Origin of the sequence: Citrobacter sp. L55 (genome assembly GCF_002850715.1) — a bacterium.
GTDB lineage: Bacteria > Pseudomonadota > Gammaproteobacteria > Enterobacterales > Enterobacteriaceae > Citrobacter > Citrobacter braakii.
Genome location: NZ_KZ559408.1, coordinates 19,380 through 39,489 on the forward strand (window position 1 = coordinate 19,380; position 20,110 = coordinate 39,489).

Sequence of the window (20,110 nt, forward strand, 5' to 3'; positions counted from 1 at the left end):
GAATCAGGACGTGAGTCCCAGTGCGCGTTTGACGGGGCCAAAACTACGGCGATGGTGCTCTGTTGCGCCATGCATTGCCAACTTTTCCAGATGAAAAGCGGTTGGATAGCCTTTGTGCTGTGCAAAGCCATACTGCGGGAACACCGTATCCAGGGCCGCCATTTCAGCATCACGAGTGACTTTTGCCAGTATCGACGCCGCGCTAATCTCCGCCACACGGCTATCACCTTTTACCACCGCCAGCGATGGCACCGGTAATGCCGGGCAACGATTGCCGTCGATCAGTACGTATTCCGGCGCTATATGCAGACCCGCAACCGCACGCTGCATGGCCAGCATAGTGGCATGTAAAATATTCAACTCGTCGATTTCATGTGGTTCAGCACGCCCCAGGCTCCAGCTTAACGCTTTTTCTTTAATCTCATCGAATAGCGCCAGGCGACGTTTTTCCGACAGTTTTTTTGAGTCGTTAAGACCGATAATAGGGCGAGCCGGATCCAGAATGACGGCGGCAGTGACGACCGCGCCGACCAAAGGACCACGTCCAACTTCATCTACACCCGCCACTAAATGCGTATGCGGATATACAAATTCAATCATTGCGCTAACTCCAGGACCGCATCCGCCACCTGCTCATCAGCGTTGCAACGGATCTGCTGATGCAGTTCACGGAATGTGTCGTGCATTGCATGGCTGGTTTTGCCATTCGCCAGCAACGGCAACAGCGCTTGCGACAGCGCCTGCGGTTCGCACTCTTCCTGCAACAGCTCTTTAACCAGTTCTCTTCCCGCCAGCAGGTTAGGTAGCGAAACGTAATCGGTCTTCACCAGACGCTTCGCCAGCCAGAAGGTGAAAGGTTTCATACGATAGCCAACCACCATCGGGCATTTTGCCAGCATACATTCCAGCGCAGCGGTGCCTGAAGCCAGCAGTGCGGCATCGCTGGCAACCATCGCTTCACGTCCCATCCCATTAAGCAGATGTACGGAAAGCTCCGGCGCAACTTCAGCTTTAATGCGCTCAAACTGCTCGCGACGTTTGGCATTCACCAACGGCACTACCACTTCGAGATCTGGATAATGCTGGCGTAACAACTGCGCCGTTTTCAGAAAATCGGCGCTGAGCATCTCCACTTCTGCGCCACGGCTTCCTGGCAATAGCGCCAGGCAGTGAGCGTCATGGGGAATACCCAGAACATCGCGAGCCGCGTTTTTATCCGGGTCCAACGGCATGGCATCTGCCATGGTATGACCGATAAAGCGGCACGGGACGTTAAATTTGTCATAAAACGCTTTTTCGAAAGGCAGAAAGGCCAGCACCATATTGGTGGATCTGCCTATTTTGAAAACGCGTTTCTGTCGCCAGGCCCACACAGAGGGGCTGACGTAATGAATGGTTTTAATGCCCTGCTTTTTCAAATTCCCTTCGAGGGTAATATTGAAATCAGGCGCATCAATACCGACGAAAACATCCGGCTTTAAGTCGGTAAATCGGCGAGTGAGATCGGCGCGTATTTGCAGTAAACGGCGCAGGCGTCCGAGCACTTCAACAATGCCCATTACCGCCAGCTCTTCCATTTCGTACCAGGCTTCACAGCCTTCGGCCTGCATCAGCGGACCCGCCACGCCAACAAAACGCGCATTGGGAACGCGAGCCTTGAGTGCACGGATTAACCCTGCACCAAGAATATCGCCGGAGGTTTCTCCGGCGACGAGGGCAATCGTTAAAGGACGCTGCTCAGTCATTAACGAATCAGACCACGCGTTGAGCGCTCAAAGAAGTCGCTGAAAGCCTGAACTTCAGGGTACTGTTTCGCCAGTTCCGCGATTTCCGGTTTCACTTCTTCCAGCGTTTTACCGCTACGGTACAACGCTTTGTAGGCATTACGAATCGCGGTAATCGCTTCGCGGGTGAACCCACGACGCTTCAGACCTTCGATATTGACGCCAAATGGCGTTGCGTGGTTGCCCTGGGCGATAACGTATGGAGGCACGTCCTGAGCAACGCCAGAACAGCCGCCAACCATCACATGCGCGCCGATGATGCAGAACTGATGCACCGCAGTCATGCCGCCGATGATAACAAAATCATCCAGCGATACATGCCCGGCAAGCGTGGCGTTATTCGCCAGAATACAGCGGTTGCCTACCGTACAATCATGCGCGACGTGCGCATTAATCATCAGTAAGTTATCGCTGCCCACCTTCGTCACTCCACCGCCCTGCACTGTGCCACGATGAATGGTGACGCTTTCGCGGATGCGGTTGCGATCGCCAATTTCCACGCGGGTCGGTTCGCCAGCATATTTCAGATCCTGGTTAACTTCACCGATGGAGGCAAACTGATAGATCTCGTTATCGCGACCAATTTTTGTATGGCCATTCACGACAACGTGAGACTTCAGTACGGTACCCTCACCAATTTCAACATGGGGTCCAACAATACAAAATGGGCCAATGTGAGCGTTAGCGCCAATGCTGGCGCCTTCTTCCACAATGGCAGTTGGGTGAATAAAGGCGGATTTATCAATCACGTATCAGGCCTCCCGGCTACGGGCACACATCATCGTTGCTTCGCACACAACTTTACCGTCGACCAGCGCAACCCCTTTAAAACGGGTCAGGCCGCGGCGCGTTTTCTCGAAAGTCACTTCCATGATCATCTGATCGCCTGGCACGACAGGACGCTTAAAGCGCGCTTCGTCAATACCCGCAAAATAGTACAGTTCACCTGGTTCCAGTTTCCCTACGCTTTTAAACGCGAGGATACCAGTGGCCTGCGCCATTGCTTCCAGAATCAGTACGCCAGGGAAAATAGGTTTACCCGGGAAGTGGCCCTGGAAGAAAGGCTCGTTAACAGATACATTTTTCACTGCGCGCAGAAAGCGACCTTCTTCAAAATCCAGCACGCGGTCAACCAGCAGAAACGGAAAACGGTGCGGCAGAAGTTCTAAAATCTCTTCAATATGCAGAGTATGAGTGTTAGTAGTCAAAATACTCTTCCTGTCAAAATATACTAAAAGGCAATAATAACACGGCCTGTCGCAATCGTATGAATGGGACAGGCCGAAAAGTCAGACATGCAAAAACGGTGCTTTAGTCTTGTTGATTAACCTTGCGCTCAATCGCTTTGAGACGCTTGCTCATATCATCAATATTCATCACCAGTGCAGCTGTTTTACGCCATACCTTATTGGGCTGTAGCGGAATGCCTGAGGAATAGACGCCAGGTTCGGTGATAGGACGCATCACCATACCCATGCCAGTAACCGTGACTTTATCGCATATTTCCATATGCCCATTGATCACGCTGGCGCCGCCAATCATGCAGTAACGGCCAATCTTCAGGCTACCCGCCATAATGACGCCACCGGCTACCGCCGTATTGTCGCCAATCACAACGTTATGCGCAATCTGGCACTGGTTATCAATGATAACACCATTACCGATCACAGTATCGTCCAGCGCACCACGGTCAATGGTGGTACAAGCGCCGATCTCGACGCGATCGCCGATAATCACGCGACCAAGCTGCGGGATCTTCACCCAGTTACCGCGATCGTTCGCGTAACCAAATCCATCAGATCCGACGACAGTGCTGGACTGGATCAGGCAATTCTCACCGATCTGAATGTCGTGGTAAATCGTCACATTCGCCCACAAGCGTGAACCTGCGCCGATTTTAGTATTTTTTCCGACGAAGCAGCCTGCGCCGATAACGACGTTATCGCCCAGTTCTACGCCAGACTCAATGACCGCATTTGCGCCCACAGAAACATTATTACCCAGCTTCGCCGTCGCATCGATCACTGCACTCGGTGCAATGTTTTGTGCGGGCTGCGGCGTGGTATCTAAGATTTGCGCCATACGTGCATAGGTCAGGTAGGGATTCTTCACTACCAGCGCAGCACTCTTAGCAAAAGGAAGATCGTCCTGCGTCATCACAACGGCAGAGGCCTGGCATACGCCTAAGTGTTCACGGTACTTAGGATTCACCATGAACGTGATATTGCCAGTTTGCGCAGATTGCATGGACGCTACGCCGGTGATGACGATATCGCCATCACCGTGTAATTCTGCATCCAACTGCTCTGCTAAATCAGCCAGTCGAATTGAAGGCATTACTTATTTAACCTGTTTCAGTACGTCAGCGGTGATGTCTTTTACATCGCTGCTGTTGTATGCAACGGTGTTTGCGTCAACAACCAGATCGATGCTCTGACTGTTAGCAACAGATTTCACAGCTGTCTGGATACGAGTAACCAGTTTGCCACGTTCTTCGTTGGAACGACGCGCACGATCCTGCTCAAAAGCCTGAGCTTTCTGAGAGAAAGTCTGACGCTGAGCCATGACGTCTTTTTCCAGCTTGGTACGATCGCTACCCGCTTTCATGGATTGCAGACGCTGCATTTTAGATTGCAGATCAGATTCCATACGCTGCAGTTCGCTGGCACGGCCTTTGAACTCGTTTTCCAGCGTAGCAGAAACGCCCGTCTTCTGTGCAACCTGTTGGAACAAGCTACCCATGTTGACGATTGCAATTTTGTCAGCAGCCTGTGCGGACGTTGCCATCGCTAAACCGAGACCTGCAGCTAATAACCACTTTTTCACAATTAACTCCTTACCATCCCATTTGCACCCGAAGGTACAGTTCTTTGCGTGGCCAGGCGATCCCATGCAAGATCGCCTAAAGTCATCGCTACACTACCACTACATTCCTTTGCGAAGAACAATTACCAGGTTTTACCAATGTTAAACTGGAACTGTTCCGCTTTGTCTCCATCGTACTTCTTGAACGGCTGGGCGTAGGAGAAAACCAACGGCCCCAATGGGGACATCCATTGTAAAGCGATACCCGCTGACATACGGATATTGTTCGGATCGCTGTAGTCCGGATAACCAGAGTACTTAGCTGAATCCCAGTTCGTATCCCAAACGGTACCCATATCCCAGAAGAACGAGGTACGGACCGAGTTGGCATACTTGTCGCTGATAAACGGCGTCGGGGTAATGAATTCCAGGCTGGCGACAGCCATGGCGTTACCGCCCACCGCATCATCCGATTTACACGGTGAAGTATTGGTGGCGTCACATTCGTTATCGTAATCGCTATCGTTGTTATAACGATTAGCCGGTAAATAGACAGCCTTTGGACCGATGGTGTTGGACTGGAAACCACGCACGGTGCTGGAACCACCCGCATAGAAGTTCTCGTAGAACGGCATCTCTTTGCTGCCGATGCCGTCACCATAGCCCCACTTCGTGCGACCCAGAACAACCCATTTGTGATCGTCATCGATCGGCACATAGGTCGCGGTATCCAACGTCGCTTTGTAGTATTCGTTGTCAGAACCCGGAATGGTTACTTTACCGTTCAGGTTGACACGCGTACCTTCCGTTGGGAAGTACCCACGGTCCAGCTTGTTATATGTCCACCCATAGTTGAAGGTGAAATCGTCTGATTTAAAGCTATCAGCGTCAGGATCCTTACCCATTGAAACCAGATAACGTTGCATTGCAACCTGTGGATCCATGTTAGACAAGGAGTTATGCACATAACCCACACCCGCACGTAAGGTATTGTATTCGTTGATCGGGAAGCCGAGCGTTGCGTCAGTACCATAACTTTTGTTGGTATAGTCGGACAGGTCTGCATCATCCGCTTTAAAGTCATTGTAGAAAACGCGACCACCAAGGCTCACCCCATCAACGGTGAAATATGGGTTGGTGACAGACAACTCAGTATAGGTCTGATAGTCGTTTTTGGTGCCGTTGATCCCGACTGAATAACCGGTACCTAACCAGTTATCTTGCTGAACGCCAGCCTGGAAGCTCACGCCGCTTTCAGTACCGTAACCAACGCCGAAGTTAAAGCTACCGGTGTTACGCTCTTTAACCTTATAAACCACATCAACCTGATCCGGGCTACCCGGTACACGCTGAGTATCGGTATCGACAGTTTCAAAGTAACCCAGACGGTTCAGACGCTCTTTACCCTGATCGACCAGATCGCTACCCAACCAGGCACCTTCCATCTGGCGCATTTCGCGACGCAGAACGGAATCTTTAGAGGTGTCGTTACCTTCAAAACGAATCTTACGCACGTAGAAACGGTTACCTGCATCCACGTTTACGCGTAATTTAACGGTTTTGTCGGCGTCGTTGATTTCAGGTTGCGACTGTACGCGCGGATAGGCATAGCCATAGCGACCCAGAAGCTTCTTGAGATCATCTTCCATTTTGGTCACTTTGGTGCCGTTATAGAGTTCGCCTGGCTCGATTTTGGTCAGGGTCTCAATTTCGGCGGAGTGCCCAGCCAGGTTACCGCTCACCTGTACCCCTGAAAGCTTGTATTGATCGCCTTCAGTGATGTTAACGGTAATGTAGATACCTTTTTTATCCGGCGTCAGGCTAACCTGGGTGGAATCGATATTGAAGCGAGCATAACCGCGATCCAGATAGTAGCTGCGCAAGGTTTCAAGATCGCCCGCCAGTTTCTGTTTCTGGTATTTACGATCGCCCACCACGTTCCACCACGGCACTTCATCACGCAGTTGGAAGTGAGAGATCAGTTCGTCGGTCGAGAAAGCATGGTTGCCGACGATATTGATCTGTTGGATCTTCGCCGAAACGCCTTCCTGGAAGACCAGCTTGAGGTCAACGCGGTTACGCGGCAACGGCGTTACCACCGCTTTCACACTGGCGCTGTACTTACCGACGCTATAGTAGAAATCTTCCAGCCCTTTTTCGATATCGGCTAGCGTGGTGCGATCCAGAGACTCGCCAACACGCACACCAGAAGCCTCGAGGTTTTGCTTGAGCATGTCATCTTTCACCGATTTGTTACCGGAGAAAGTAATGCTGGCAATCGTCGGACGTTCTTTTACCTGAACCAGAAGGGTATCACCATCGCGCAGGACGCGGACATCCTCAAAGTTACCGGTGGCGAACAGAGCACGAATGGTATTACTGATGTCTTCATCATTAACCGTGTCGCCTGTGCGCACCGGCATACTGAGGAGAGCCGCACCAACGGCGACTCGCTGTAGGCCTTCGAAATGAATGTCCTTCACTACGAACCCTTCAGCACCGTATACGGTGGCGCTGCTAAACAGCAGCGACGCTATGAGCAACTTTTTCATCGCCATCGTTATTATGCGTTCTTCCTAACACTCTCTTACAACCGAGAGAAATCATTGAAAAGTGCAAGCCCCATTAACAACACCAGCAAGATAGAGCCAATGCGATAACTAAAGTCTTGAACCCGCTCGGATACCGGACCGCCCTTCAGCTTTTCAATCGCCAGGAACAGCAGATGCCCCCCGTCAAGAACGGGCAACGGAAACAGGTTGATTATCCCTAAGTTCACGCTGATAAGCGCAAGGAACATCAGGTAATAAATAACCCCGAACTCCGCTGACATCCCAGCCCCCTGGGCGATAGAAATCGGCCCACTGAGGTTGTTCAGTTTTACATCACCGGTAATCAATTTTCCCAGCATACTGACCGTCAGCTTCATCAACTGCCACGTTTTATCCGAGGCTTCGAGGATGGCGCTGAATGGCCCATACTGGCGTACAGTCTTATACTCATCAGGCAGAGGAATAACTTTAGGCACCACGCCCGCAAAACCCTCAGCCTTCCCGTTAACCTGTTTTGAATCTGGGGTTAACGTTAAAGACAAGGAAATTCCTTGTCTTTCAATATCTAGCGCTAACGGCTTATCCGGATTATCGCGCACCAGCGTCACGAACGTCATCCATTGCGTCAGCGGCTGACCATTGACTTTAACGATCCTGTCGCCAGCTTGCAAACCCGCCTTACTTGCAGCGGAGTTTACCTGCACTTCTGACAGCACCGATTCAATCTGCGGACCGCGTGGGCGAATCCCTAAACTGGAAACAGGATCCTCTTTGTCTGGCTCAAATGCCCAATGGCGTAAATCCAGCGTTTTGTCCTGCCGCTGGTTGCTGCCAAACTGCGCCACGCTGAGAGTCGTATGTTCATCGCCAATTTTGGATACCAGTTGTAATCGCACGGCATCCCAATCAGGGGTTTCGATACCATCAACCGCTTTTAGTTCCGTACCCGGCTGAATTTGCGCCTGTGCGGCAATCGAGTTGGGTGTTATTTCACCAACAACCGGACGAACGCCAGGGACACCGATGATAAACACCAGCCAATACGCGAAAATAGCAAAAAGGAAGTTGGCAATCGGACCTGCGGCGATGATGGCTGCGCGTTGTCCAACCGTTTTATTGTTGAAAGCGTAATGGCGCAGCTCCGGTGCGACCGGTTCAGCGCGCTCATCCAGCATTTTGACGTAACCGCCGAGGGGAATCAGGGCGATGACGTATTCCGTACCTGATTTATCGGTACGCCGCCAAAGCGCTTTTCCAAAGCCAATGGAAAAGCGTTCGACGCGGACTCCGCAGCGCCGTGCAACCCAGAAATGACCAAATTCATGCACGGTGATAAGCACACCAAGTGCAACGATGAATGCAGCCAGATTCCAGAGAATACTCAGCATAAGACCATCCGTTAGAGCGTCCTGAATACCAGTAACAGCAGGCAGGCAAAGACCGGTACCGCAGCCGTCAGGCTATCAATACGATCCAAAATACCGCCATGTCCTGGTATTAAGTGACCACTGTCCTTAATACCTGCTTCACGCTTAAACATACTCTCGGTCAGATCACCCAGCACGGAGGCCAGGGCTGCAACGATGGAGCAAATAAGCAAGGTGACAGGCGCAACCTCAAGATTCGCCCACATGCCATAACCCCATGAGATCACGGCAGCAGTAGCGAGTCCGCCAATAAAACCCTGCCAGGTTTTACCAGGAGAAACCTTCGGCGCCAGCTTATGTTTGCCAAACAGCTTACCAAACATATAGGCACCCGAGTCCGCTCCCCAGACGAGGATCATGACATAAAGCAGCCATAGCGCGCCACTATAATGATTCTCATCATAGTGCCATGCACGTAGCGCCAGCATTCCCCAAAAGAAAGGGACTATGGTTAACACGCCGAAAATTATGCGTAATGTTTTGGAATTACGCCAGACCGACGCAGAGCCGGGATAAAACAGCACCAGTAACAGCGCCACGACCCACCAGCCCAGCGACGCCCACAGCGATACTTCAACCAGCGGCTGATGAATATTGCGATGGTATTCCGGCAACAAAAATAGCATCAGTGCCAGCAATAGCCCGCACAAAACAGCCAGCCAGACTCGCTGCGTACGCGTGGTAAAACCGCTTAACTGTCCCCATTCCCAGGCGGCCAGCATACAGACGGCCAGCGTAACAATGGCGAACCCCACCGGCGGCAGCAAAAACAGCGCCGCGATGACAACGGGTATTAAAACAAAAGCAGAAATCAGGCGATACTTCAGCAAAAGCGACCCCCATCAGGCTTTTTCATCACCGGGCTCGGTGCCGCCGAAACGACGCTCACGATTAGCAAAGGCATGCAGCGCACCTTCAAAGTCTTGTTCATCGAAATCGGGCCAGAGAACATCCGTAAAGTAAAGTTCGGCATAGGCAATTTGCCACAACAGAAAATTACTAATTCGATGCTCTCCCCCAGTCCTTATCACTAAATCCACAGGAGCCAGTTCATGCATACAAATTTGCTGCCCCAGCATCTCTTCATCGATTTGCTCTGGACGCAGCAGACCATCCTGCACCTGTTGTGCCAGTTGTCTGACTCCCTGGACTATATCCCACCGTCCACCGTAATTCGCTGCAATATTTAGCGTCAACCCGGTATTCTGGGCGGTAATCGCTTCTGATTTGCGAATCCGTTCTTGCAAACGTGAGTTAAATCGACTGATATCCCCGATAATACGCAGACGTACGTTATGGCGGTGCAGGTTTTTCACTTCGCTATCAAGCGCCCACACAAACAGCTCCATTAACGCGCTCACTTCCTGCGCAGGTCGGTTCCAGTTCTCACTGCTAAAGGCATACAGCGTTAACGCATCAATACCGTTATTGGCAGCAAAAGAGACAGCCCGGCGGACGGACTTTGCTCCGGCCTTATGTCCAAAGGCGCGAATCTTCCCTTGCTTTTTCGCCCAGCGGCCATTGCCATCCATGATAATTGCTACATGGCGACAACCATGTGCTGGCAAATTTTCGCTTAATGGTTTAGTTGCAGACAACATAACGCGTTTTTAGTCCCTGAAAGGATTATACGGTACTCAGGAATACTGAAGCCTTTTGCGCTTCATCCTTCAGGCTGCTCCTTCGTCGGCTGTGATTTTCGCCCAAGTCACATACTCTTTGTATGCTCCAGGGGACTCATCCACTTGCCACCTTGATGCAACCTGAATGATTTTGTGCATCCACAAAAAAGCCGTGTCAAACCACGGCTTACCCGACCGAAAAAAAACAAATACCCGCGATCGAGTGGCGCAGACTATATCACTGAAGCCCAACGCTAACAAATAGCGCGATTCTCCGAGGAGGGATTATCATCAGCTTGAGCGTCGCATCACTTCTTTTCTGGCGACTTCCCGCGCGATAGCATCAACCTTCAGCACGTCATCAACGCTCTGTGGCTCCTGCAAATCCATCTTATCCAGTACGGATAAATTCAGGTCAGCAATATCGGTAAATCGGATCTGCTGCGCCAGGAATGCGGCAACGGTAATTTCATTCGCTGCGTTCAAAGCGGTCGTCGCCGCCTGCCCTTGCTCAAACGCGTCCATCGCCAGTTTCAGGCATGGATAACGCTGGTAATCAGGTGCGGAAAACGTCAACGCACTGAGCTTGCAAAAGTCGACAGGCTTAACGCCGGACGTCACTCGTTCTGGCCATGCCATCGTATGAGCAATAGGTGTACGCATATCAGGTTCCCCCAACTGCGCCAGAACGCTACCATCCTGATAACGCACCATCGAATGAATAACCGACTGCGGGTGAATCAGCACTTCCATCTGGCTTGCATTGGCATTAAATAACCAACGCGCTTCAATGTATTCCAGACCTTTATTCATCATGGTGGCTGAATCGACAGAGATTTTTCGTCCCATCGACCAATTCGGATGACGACATGCCTGATCGGGGGTCATAGAAACCAGATCGCGCAATGGCGTTTCACGGAAAGGGCCACCAGACCCGGTAAGCAAAACTGAAATGACGCCATTTTGCTCAAGGTCAGCGTATCCCAGATTGTGTTGGATAGGTTGCGGTAAACTCTGAAAAATCGCGTTATGTTCGCTATCTACCGGCAAAAGCTGTGCTTTGTGGCGTTGCACGTCGTCCATAAACAGACGCCCGCAGGTCACCAGAGACTCTTTATTCGCCAGCAAAATGCTTTTGCCCGCGCGGATTGCCGCCAGCGTCGGTAGCAAGCCCGCCGCGCCGACAATCGCCGCCATAACCTGATCAACATCATCCAGCGCAGCCATATCACAGGCAGCCTGCTGCCCGCTCATAACCTCAGTACGACTACCCTGCTCCAGCAGAGCTGCTTTTACCAACGCAGCGCTTTTTTCATCGTCCATTACCGCATAGCGAGGAGAAAATTCCAGACATTGCTCAACCATACGGACGACATTTTTACCCGCCACCAACGCAGCAACACGAAATTTTTCCGGGTTATGGCGTACTACATCCAGCGTACTGCAACCAATGGAACCGGTTGATCCCAGGATGGTTAATTGCTTCATCAGACATCCAGAAGAATTTTACTCGTCATACTTCAAGTTGCATGTACGTTGGCTCTCTTCGTTCACCCCTGTCACGCACGGGTGTGCGCTCCCGGGGATGCCCTGCGTCGCCGCCTTCCTGCAACTCGAATATTTAGAGTATATAGACAGAAAAAAGCAAAACGCCGCCATCCAGCCTTCTCAGGCCTTCTAAGCGGCGTTTTTAGCGTACAGGCGAATCAGAACTGCATCAGTTCCGTTTCTTTCTCTGCCAGCGCCGCATCAATTTTCTTGATAGCTGCGTCAGTCAGTTTCTGTACGTCGTCCTGAGAACGGCGATCGTCATCTTCGCTGATCTCTTTTTCTTTCAACAACGCTTTCACTTTGTCGTTGGCATCGCGGCGTACGTTACGTACGGCAACGCGCGCGCCTTCAGCTTCGCCACGCACGATCTTGGTCAGATCTTTACGACGTTCTTCAGTCAGCGGCGGCAGCGGAACGCGGATGTCGGAACCCGCAGAACTTGGATTCAGACCGAGGTCGGAAGCCATAATTGCTTTCTCAACGGCTGGCCCCATAGAACGGTCAAACACGTTGATTTTCAGGGTACGAGAATCTTCAACCGTTACGCTTGCCAGCTGGCGCAGCGGGGTCGGTGTGCCGTAATATTCCACGACAATACCATCCAGCAGGCTAGGAGAAGCACGGCCCGTGCGAATTTTGCTGATTTGGTTTTTGAACGCTTCGACGCATTTGTCCATGCGTACTTCAGCATCTTTTCTGATATCGTTGATCACGTTACGAATCCTTGAAAGCTTGTTTCAGTCAGACCATACCCACCACGCAAGATGTGACAAGTATAGTCTTGATTAATTTTGAGGGACGTATCCCGCGACATTAAAGCGGAATATTACCTGCATTTAGCTGCAACGGGAATTATTCCGTGATTAACGTGCCTTCTTTTTCACCCATAACAACACGGCGCAGCGCACCCGGTTTGTTCATGTTAAAGACACGAATCGGTAATTTGTGGTCACGAGCCAGCGTAAACGCCGCAAGATCCATCACTTTCAGCTCTTTATCCAGTACTTCAGCATAGGTCAACTGTTCGTACATAGTCGCCGTTGGATCTTTAGCCGGGTCAGCCGTAAATACACCATCGACTTTGGTGGCTTTCAGTACCACATCCGCTTCAATTTCAATACCACGCAGGCAAGCCGCAGAGTCGGTAGTGAAGAACGGATTGCCAGTACCCGCAGACAAAATAACAACGCGGTTGTTACGCAGCAGGCTGATTGCTTCCGCCCAGCTGTAGTTATCACACACGCCATTCAGAGGAATTGCGGACATCAAGCGAGCGTTCACATAGGCGCGGTGAAGCGCATCGCGCATCGCCAGACCGTTCATGACGGTGGCTAACATGCCCATGTGGTCGCCCACAACGCGGTTCATCCCTGCTTTCGCCAGACCAGCGCCACGGAACAGGTTACCACCACCAATCACTACGCCAACCTGGATACCCAGCTCAACCAGCTCTTTGATTTCCTGAGCCATACGGTCAAGGATGCTTGCATCAATACCGAAGCCTTCTGAACCTTGCAGAGCTTCGCCACTTAACTTAAGCAGAATACGTTTGTAGACGGGTTTTGCATTGGTAGCCATGTTTCTTTCCTGAGACTGTCAACGAATGAGATGAATTAATACCGGCGACATTGTATGTCGCTTTCAGCATGACCACTATAGCGGTTCGCTGAATTTACAAGCCAGACACAAAAAGAAGCCGCCCTCAGGCGGCTCCTTTAAAAATTAAGACTGCTTGGACATCGCAGCAACTTCTGCTGCAAAGTCAGTCTCAACTTTCTCGATACCTTCACCCACTTCAAAGCGGATGAAGCCTGTTACATCAGCGTTGTGCTCTTTCAGCAGCTGACCAACAGATTTGCTCGGATCCATAACGAAAGGCTGACCAGTCAGAGAAACTTCGCCGGTGAATTTCTTCATGCGGCCTTCAACCATTTTCTCTGCGATTTCTTTCGGCTTACCAGACTGCATCGCGATGTCCAGCTGAACCTGGTATTCTTTCTCTACCACTTCAGCAGAAACGTCTTCCGGCTTAACGAATTCTGGTTTGCTTGCAGCAACGTGCATTGCCAGCTGTTTAACCAGCTCTTCGTCAGCGCCAGTTGCAGCAACCAGAACACCGATACGAGCACCGTGCTGGTAGTTACCCAGAACTTCGCCTTCCAGGGAAGCAACACGACGGATGTTGATGTTCTCACCGATTTTAGCAACCAGAGCAACGCGTTCTTCTTCGAACTGCGCTTTCAGAACTTCAACGTCAGTGATTTTGCCAGCAACGGCAGCGTCCAGTACTTTGTCAGCAAATGCCTGGAAACCAGCATCTTTAGCAACGAAGTCAGTCTGGCAGTTAACTTCCAGAATGAAAGCGATGTTGCCGTCGATTTTGGTTTTGATTACGCCGTCAGCAGCAACGTTGCCTGCTTTTTTCGCCGCTTTGATTGCGCCGGACTTACGCATGTTTTCGATTGCCAGCTCGATGTCGCCATTAGCTTCAGTCAGTGCTTTTTTGCAATCCATCATGCCTGCGCCAGTACGCTCACGCAGCTCTTTTACCAGGGATGCGGTAATTTCAGCCATTCTAAAATCCTCGGAAGATTTGATCTGCCCGGCATGAAACCGCACAGATTTAAAAGTGAAAAAGGGGCCTAAAGGGCCCCTAACCAAACGTGATACTACCTGGTTTATAAGGGGGCTCGAACGAGCGTGCCTTATTATTCAGCTTCTACGAAGCTTTCTTCCGCCTGGGAAGCCAGATCCTGAGAACGGCCTTCACGAACGGTAGTAGCTACAGCGCCCAGGTACAGGGTCACAGCACGGATTGCGTCGTCGTTACCCGGGATAACGAAGTCAACACCGTCCGGATCAGAGTTGGTATCAACGATAGCAAATACTGGGATACCCAGGTTGTTTGCTTCTTTGATAGCAATGTGCTCGTGGTCAGCATCGATTACGAACAGAGCGTCCGGCAGACCGCCCATGTCTTTGATACCGCCCAGGCTGTTTTCCAGTTTCTCAAGCTCACGAGTACGCATCAGCGCTTCTTTCTTGGTCAGCTTTTCGAAAGTACCGTCCTGAGACTGAGTTTCCAGATCTTTCAGACGTTTGATGGACTGACGAACGGTTTTCCAGTTAGTCAGCATGCCGCCCAACCAGCGATGGTTCACGAAGAACTGGTCGCAGTTGTTAGCAGCTTCTTTCACCGCTTCGCTTGCAGCGCGTTTAGTACCAACGAAAAGGATTTTACCTTTACGAGCAGAGATCTTGTTCAGTTCAGCCAGAGCTTCGTTGAACATCGGTACAGTTTTCTCAAGGTTGATGATGTGAACTTTGTTACGCGCACCGAAGATGAACGGCTTCATTTTCGGGTTCCAGTAACGGGTCTGGTGACCGAAGTGAACACCAGCCTTGAGCATGTCGCGCATGGAAACAGTTGCCATGATTAAAACCTCTATATATAAAAGTTGGGGTTAAGCCTCCACGCATCCCATATTACCGACCCCAAAGGGCACCCCGGAATATGTGCCGATACGTGTGTGTTGTTACACAAAGTGAGATTTGTCGCTCCCGTCCATCGTGTGTAGTCTTCAAATGGATCGGAAGTCCGGCGCGCTTTATACCACAAATACGCTACCGACACCAATAATTGTTGGCGGTGCGTGCTGAATGAACGATGAATTTCGTGTTACAGGGAGGCAGCCAATTTTTTGCATCTCCGGGCGCTTACATGCAGTGAGCGACTGGAGTGAAAAATTTCAGCCAACACACCTGTGGCACGAAAGGCGAAGTTCAGAATGATTCTCAATTTGGCAGCATGTATGCCGGACTGATACCATTGGCACCACTTAAACAATTATTGCCGATATCATCGGCACTGATGGACAGAATTCATGGCTATCTCAATCAAGACCCCTGAAGAAATCGAAAAAATGCGCATCGCTGGCCGTCTGGCCGCCGATGTACTGGAAATGATCGAACCGTTTGTTAAGCCAGGCGTCAGCACCGGCGAACTGGATCGCATCTGTAATGACTACATCGTGAATGAGCAGCAGGCCATTTCCGCCTGCCTGGGCTATCACGGTTATCCGAAGTCCGTGTGCATCTCTATTAATGAAGTGGTGTGCCATGGGATCCCGGACGACGCCAAGCTCCTGAAAGACGGCGATATCGTCAACATCGACGTAACCGTGATTAAAGACGAGTTCCACGGTGATACCTCGAAAATGTTCATCGTGGGCAAACCAACCATTCTGGGCGAACGTTTGTGCCGCGTCACGCAGGAAAGCCTGTATCTGGCGCTGCGGATGGTAAAACCAGGTATTCGCCTGCGCACGCTGGGCGCTGCGATTCAGAAATACGCGGAAGGCGAAGGCTTCTCTGTGGTCCGTGAATATTGCGGTCACGGCATCGGTCGCGGCTTCCATGAAGAGCCGCAGGTTCTGCACTACGATGCAGACGACGGCGGTGTGGTACTGCAGCCGGGCATGACCTTCACCGTAGAACCCATGCTGAATGCCGGTGATTACCGCATCCGCACCATGAAAGACGGGTGGACGGTGAAAACCAAAGATCGGAGCTTGTCTGCTCAGTACGAGCATACTATTGTGGTGACGGAAAAAGGCTGTGAAATTCTGACATTACGCAAGGATGACACCATCCCGGCGATCATCACACACGACGAATAATGTTTTGCCTGATGGCGATGCACCCGCATCTTATCAGGCCTACAAATTGTACTACTTCGTAGGCCGGGTAAGGCGCTCACGCCGTCATCCGGCTTTTTTAATGGGTGGCGCATAATGAATACTCTTCCTGAACAACACGCAAATACTGCCCTCCCCACCCTGCCAGGCCAACCGCAGAACCCCGGAACCTGGCCACAGCACGATCTCAACTGCCCCGGCATTAAAGCGCATATCGACACTTTCCAGCACTGGTTAGGTGACGCGTTTGACAGCGGGATTTCCGCAGAGCAGCTGATTGAGGCCCGCACCGAGTTTATTGACCAGTTACTGCAACGTCTGTGGATTGAAGCCGGTTTCGGTCAAATTGCCGACCTGGCGCTGGTTGCCGTTGGCGGTTACGGGCGCGGCGAACTGCATCCGCTTTCCGATATTGACCTGCTGATCCTGAGTCGTAAAAAGCTACCAGACGCGCAGGCCGAAAAAGTTGGCGAACTGTTAACGCTGCTATGGGACGTGAGGCTCGAGGTTGGGCACAGCGTGCGCACGCTGGAAGAGTGTCTGCTGGAAGGATTGTCAGATTTAACCGTCGCCACCAACCTGATTGAAACACGCCTGCTGATTGGTGATGTGGCGCTGTTTCTTGAGCTACAAAAGCATATTTTTAGCGAAGGTTTCTGGCCGTCCGATAAGTTTTACGCAGCCAAAGTTGAAGAGCAGAATCAGCGCCACCAGCGCTATCACGGCACCAGCTATAACCTGGAGCCGGATATCAAAAGTAGCCCCGGCGGCCTGCGCGATATTCATACCCTGCAATGGGTGGCCCGCCGCCATTTTGGCGCCACCTCACTGGATGAAATGGTCGGTTTCGGCTTTTTGACGCAGGCAGAACGTGCCGAGCTGAATGAATGTTTGCATATCCTGTGGCGCATTCGCTTTGCCCTGCATCTGGTCGTTAGTCGTTACGACAACCGTCTGCTGTTTGATCGTCAGCTCAGCGTGGCGCAACGCCTGAACTACGGCGGTGAAGGCAACGAGCCTATCGAGCGGATGATGAAAGACTATTTCCGCGTCACACGACGGGTCAGCGAACTGAACCACATGCTGTTGCAACTGTTCGACGAGGCGATCCTCGCCCTGCCCGCCGATGAAAAACCACGTCCGATTGATGACGACTTTCAACTGCGCGGCACGTTGATTGATCTGCGCGACGACGACCTGTTTATTCGCAAACCCGAAGCGATATTGCGGATGTTTTACATCATGGTGCGTAATAGCGCGATCAGCGGAATTTACTCCACTACGCTGCGCCATTTACGTCATGCCCGCCGTCATTTAACGCAGCCGCTGTGCTACATCCCGGAAGCGCGTTCGCTGTTTCTCAGTATGTTGCGCCATCCGGGCGCGGTGAGTCGCGGCCTGCTGCCTATGCATCGCCACAGCGTGTTGTGGGCCTATATGCCGCAATGGTCGCATATTGTCGGCCAAATGCAGTTTGACCTGTTTCATGCTTATACGGTGGATGAACACACTATTCGCGTAATGCTTAAGCTGGAAAGTTTTGCTAACGAAGAGACCCGTCAGCGCCATCCGCTGTGCGTGGATCTGTGGCCGCGTCTGCGACAGCCGGAGCTGATTCTGATTGCCGCGCTGTTCCACGATATCGCCAAAGGTCGCGGCGGCGATCACTCGGTTCTCGGCGCCCAGGATGTGCTCAAATTCGCCGAACTGCACGGTCTGAACTCCCGCGAAACGCAACTGATCGTGTGGCTGGTGCGCCAGCATTTGCTGATGTCGGTTACCGCTCAGCGCCGCGATATTCAGGATCCCGAAGTCATTAAGCAATTCGCCGAAGAGGTGCAAACGGAACATCGTCTGCGCTTTTTGGTGTGCCTGACCGTCGCAGATATTTGCGCCACCAACGAAACGCTGTGGAATAGCTGGAAGCAAAGCTTGCTGCGCGAGCTGTACTTCGCGACGGAGAAACAGTTACGGCGCGGGATGCAAAACACGCCGGATATGCGTGAGCGCGTACGCCATCATCAGCTTCAGGCGCTGGCGCTACTGCGCATGGACAACATTGATGAAGAAGCGCTACACCATATCTGGTCGCGCTGTCGCGCCAACTATTTCGTACGTCACAGCCCAAATCAGCTGGCCTGGCATGCACGTCATCTGCTGCAACACGATCTCAGCAAGCCGCTGATCCTGCTCAGCCCGCAGGCTACGCGAGGCGGGACGGAAATTTTCATCTGGAGCCCTGACCGCCCTTATCTGTTTGCTGCCGTCTGCGCCGAACTGGACAGGCGCAACCTTAGCGTCCACGATGCGCAGATTTTCACCACCCGCGATGGGATGGCGATGGATACGTTCATTGTGCTGGAACCAGACGGTAGCCCGCTGTCGTCAGACCGACACGAAGCGATCCGTTTTGGGCTTGAACAGGCGATCACCCAGCGTAGCTGGCAGCCGCCGCAACCGCGTCGCCAGCCGGCAAAATTACGTCACTTTACCGTCGATACCGAGGTCACTTTTCTGCCGACCCATACCGACCGAAAATCATTTCTTGAGCTTATCGCTCTCGACCAGCCAGGACTGCTGGCGCGGGTCGGGCAGATTTTTGCCGATCTGGGAATTTCGCTGCATGGCGCCCGAATTACAACTATTGGCGAGCGAGTAGAAGATTTATTCATAATCGCCACCGCCGACCGGCGCGCCCTTAATAACGAGCTGCAGCAGGAAGTGCATCAACGGTTGACAGAGGCCCTCAATCCAAACGATAAAGGGTAATGTTTTTATTTATTATGGAAAGAGTTTAACAATGCAGCAGCTACAGAACGTTATTGAGTCCGCTTTCGAGCGCCGTGCCGACATTACTCCGGCAAATGTAGATACCGTAACCCGCGAAGCGGTGAATCAGGTTATTTCTTTACTGGATTCCGGTGCACTGCGCGTCGCAGAAAAGATTGAGGGTCAGTGGGTCACGCATCAGTGGCTGAAAAAGGCGGTCCTGCTCTCTTTCCGTATTAACGATAATCAGGTTATCGAGGGTGCGGAAAGCCGTTACTTCGATAAAGTGCCGATGAAATTCGCCAACTACGACGAAGCGCGCTTCCAGAAAGAAGGTTTCCGCGTGGTTCCGCCTGCGGCAGTGCGTCAGGGCGCGTTTATCGCCCGTAACACCGTGCTGATGCCGTCTTACGTGAACATCGGCGCTTATGTTGATGAAGGTACGATGGTTGATACCTGGGCGACAGTGGGTTCCTGTGCGCAAATCGGTAAGAATGTACACCTGTCCGGTGGCGTTGGTATTGGTGGCGTACTGGAGCCGTTGCAGGCTAACCCGACCATCATCGAAGACAACTGCTTCATCGGCGCGCGCTCTGAAGTGGTTGAAGGCGTGATCGTCGAAGAAGGCTCCGTCATCTCCATGGGTGTATATATCGGCCAGAGCACCCGTATTTACGATCGCGAAACCGGCGAAGTGCATTACGGCCGCGTTCCAGCGGGCTCCGTGGTCGTCTCCGGCAACCTGCCGTCGAAAGATGGCAAATACAGCCTGTACTGCGCGGTGATTGTGAAGAAAGTCGATGCCAAAACGCGTGGCAAAGTGGGAATCAACGAACTGTTACGCACCATCGACTAACAGCGATTTGAAAAAGCGGGCTTAGCCCGCTTTTTTTACATCTGCGA

General features: G+C 51.8%; 18 protein-coding genes. 3 read left to right on the top strand and 15 right to left on the bottom strand.

Translation table 11 applies throughout. The features are described 5' to 3' along the window. Positions 1-3: 3 nt before the first annotated feature. The 15 genes from rnhB to rpsB all read right to left on the bottom strand — a co-directional run bounded on the left by rnhB (position 4) and on the right by rpsB (position 15,175). Positions 4-600 (bottom strand): ribonuclease HII, encoded by a 597-nt coding sequence (gene rnhB / locus B9P82_RS18680; protein ID WP_019078405.1) that lies wholly within the window; start codon positions 598-600, stop codon positions 4-6. Then, positions 597-1,745, bottom strand: coding sequence for a lipid-A-disaccharide synthase (gene lpxB, locus B9P82_RS18685; RefSeq protein WP_101700731.1), 1,149 nt, complete (start codon positions 1,743-1,745; stop codon positions 597-599). The genes rnhB and lpxB overlap by 4 nt, the downstream gene beginning before the upstream one ends. Continuing rightward, positions 1,745-2,533, bottom strand: coding sequence for an acyl-ACP--UDP-N-acetylglucosamine O-acyltransferase (lpxA, locus tag B9P82_RS18690; protein WP_003018525.1), 789 nt, complete (start codon positions 2,531-2,533; stop codon positions 1,745-1,747). The genes lpxB and lpxA overlap by 1 nt, the downstream gene beginning before the upstream one ends. Positions 2,534-2,536: 3 nt before the next feature. Then, positions 2,537-2,992, bottom strand: a complete 456-nt coding sequence (gene fabZ / locus B9P82_RS18695; protein ID WP_003018528.1) for a 3-hydroxyacyl-ACP dehydratase FabZ — start codon at positions 2,990-2,992, stop codon at positions 2,537-2,539. 103 nt (positions 2,993-3,095) lie between these two features. Continuing rightward, the gene (lpxD, locus tag B9P82_RS18700; RefSeq protein ID WP_003018531.1) at positions 3,096-4,121 is read right to left on the bottom strand and encodes a UDP-3-O-(3-hydroxymyristoyl)glucosamine N-acyltransferase; all 1,026 of its coding nucleotides are present in this window, start codon (positions 4,119-4,121) and stop codon (positions 3,096-3,098) included. 3 nt (positions 4,122-4,124) lie between these two features. Further along, positions 4,125-4,610 carry a molecular chaperone Skp gene (skp, locus tag B9P82_RS18705; protein WP_016151765.1) on the bottom strand — a complete coding sequence of 162 codons (486 nt, stop codon included), beginning with the start codon at positions 4,608-4,610 and terminating at the stop codon, positions 4,125-4,127. A 122-nt stretch (positions 4,611-4,732) separates the two neighbouring features. Next, positions 4,733-7,147: an outer membrane protein assembly factor BamA gene (bamA, locus tag B9P82_RS18710; protein WP_101700732.1), complete on the bottom strand. Its 2,415-nt coding sequence runs from the start codon at positions 7,145-7,147 to the stop codon at positions 4,733-4,735. Positions 7,148-7,176: 29 nt separating this feature from the next. After that, positions 7,177-8,529 carry a sigma E protease regulator RseP gene (gene rseP, locus B9P82_RS18715; protein WP_101700733.1) on the bottom strand — a complete coding sequence of 451 codons (1,353 nt, stop codon included), beginning with the start codon at positions 8,527-8,529 and terminating at the stop codon, positions 7,177-7,179. 11 nt (positions 8,530-8,540) lie between these two features. Further along, entirely contained in the window at positions 8,541-9,398 is an 858-nt protein-coding gene (gene cdsA / locus B9P82_RS18720) for a phosphatidate cytidylyltransferase (protein WP_016151762.1), read from the bottom strand. A 12-nt stretch (positions 9,399-9,410) separates the two neighbouring features. Continuing rightward, complete coding sequence (ispU, locus tag B9P82_RS18725) at positions 9,411-10,169, bottom strand: (2E,6E)-farnesyl-diphosphate-specific ditrans,polycis-undecaprenyl-diphosphate synthase (protein ID WP_003018543.1); 759 nt, start codon at positions 10,167-10,169, stop codon at positions 9,411-9,413. 312 nt (positions 10,170-10,481) lie between these two features. Then, positions 10,482-11,678, bottom strand: coding sequence for a 1-deoxy-D-xylulose-5-phosphate reductoisomerase (gene ispC / locus B9P82_RS18730; RefSeq protein WP_046275346.1), 1,197 nt, complete (start codon positions 11,676-11,678; stop codon positions 10,482-10,484). Positions 11,679-11,896: 218 nt separating this feature from the next. Then, positions 11,897-12,454, bottom strand: a complete 558-nt coding sequence (frr, locus tag B9P82_RS18740; protein WP_094760746.1) for a ribosome recycling factor — start codon at positions 12,452-12,454, stop codon at positions 11,897-11,899. 139 nt (positions 12,455-12,593) lie between these two features. After that, a complete protein-coding gene (gene pyrH, locus B9P82_RS18745; RefSeq protein ID WP_005132114.1) occupies positions 12,594-13,319 on the bottom strand; it encodes a UMP kinase in 726 nt (241 codons plus the stop codon). Positions 13,320-13,463: 144 nt separating this feature from the next. Then, complete coding sequence (tsf, locus tag B9P82_RS18750) at positions 13,464-14,315, bottom strand: translation elongation factor Ts (protein WP_016151759.1); 852 nt, start codon at positions 14,313-14,315, stop codon at positions 13,464-13,466. Positions 14,316-14,449: 134 nt separating this feature from the next. Then, a complete protein-coding gene (gene rpsB / locus B9P82_RS18755) occupies positions 14,450-15,175 on the bottom strand; it encodes a 30S ribosomal protein S2 (protein ID WP_016151758.1) in 726 nt (241 codons plus the stop codon). 450 nt (positions 15,176-15,625) lie between these two features. On the opposite strand from rpsB, the gene map reads away from it, so the two are divergent. The 3 genes from map to dapD all read left to right on the top strand — a co-directional run bounded on the left by map (position 15,626) and on the right by dapD (position 20,063). After that, positions 15,626-16,420: a type I methionyl aminopeptidase gene (gene map / locus B9P82_RS18760; RefSeq protein WP_016155726.1), complete on the top strand. Its 795-nt coding sequence runs from the start codon at positions 15,626-15,628 to the stop codon at positions 16,418-16,420. A 114-nt stretch (positions 16,421-16,534) separates the two neighbouring features. Further along, positions 16,535-19,207 (top strand): bifunctional uridylyltransferase/uridylyl-removing protein GlnD, encoded by a 2,673-nt coding sequence (gene glnD / locus B9P82_RS18765; RefSeq protein WP_016151756.1) that lies wholly within the window; start codon positions 16,535-16,537, stop codon positions 19,205-19,207. 31 nt (positions 19,208-19,238) lie between these two features. Continuing rightward, positions 19,239-20,063, top strand: coding sequence for a 2,3,4,5-tetrahydropyridine-2,6-dicarboxylate N-succinyltransferase (dapD, locus tag B9P82_RS18770; protein WP_003829186.1), 825 nt, complete (start codon positions 19,239-19,241; stop codon positions 20,061-20,063). The last annotated feature ends 47 nt before the right edge of the window (positions 20,064-20,110 follow it).

Coding starts and splice junctions, on each gene's coding strand:
- lpxB (WP_101700731.1), bottom strand. CDS start 1,745: ATGACTGAGCAGCGTCCTTTAACGATTGCCCTCGTCGCCGGAGAAACC.
- dapD (WP_003829186.1), top strand. CDS start 19,239: ATGCAGCAGCTACAGAACGTTATTGAGTCCGCTTTCGAGCGCCGTGCC.
- rpsB (WP_016151758.1), bottom strand. CDS start 15,175: ATGGCAACTGTTTCCATGCGCGACATGCTCAAGGCTGGTGTTCACTTC.
- glnD (WP_016151756.1), top strand. CDS start 16,535: ATGAATACTCTTCCTGAACAACACGCAAATACTGCCCTCCCCACCCTG.
- map (WP_016155726.1), top strand. CDS start 15,626: ATGGCTATCTCAATCAAGACCCCTGAAGAAATCGAAAAAATGCGCATC.
- bamA (WP_101700732.1), bottom strand. CDS start 7,147: ATGGCGATGAAAAAGTTGCTCATAGCGTCGCTGCTGTTTAGCAGCGCC.
- rnhB (WP_019078405.1), bottom strand. CDS start 600: ATGATTGAATTTGTATATCCGCATACGCATTTAGTGGCGGGTGTAGAT.
- tsf (WP_016151759.1), bottom strand. CDS start 14,315: ATGGCTGAAATTACCGCATCCCTGGTAAAAGAGCTGCGTGAGCGTACT.
- rseP (WP_101700733.1), bottom strand. CDS start 8,529: ATGCTGAGTATTCTCTGGAATCTGGCTGCATTCATCGTTGCACTTGGT.
- lpxD (WP_003018531.1), bottom strand. CDS start 4,121: ATGCCTTCAATTCGACTGGCTGATTTAGCAGAGCAGTTGGATGCAGAA.
- ispU (WP_003018543.1), bottom strand. CDS start 10,169: ATGTTGTCTGCAACTAAACCATTAAGCGAAAATTTGCCAGCACATGGT.
- pyrH (WP_005132114.1), bottom strand. CDS start 13,319: ATGGCTACCAATGCAAAACCCGTCTACAAACGTATTCTGCTTAAGTTA.
- ispC (WP_046275346.1), bottom strand. CDS start 11,678: ATGAAGCAATTAACCATCCTGGGATCAACCGGTTCCATTGGTTGCAGT.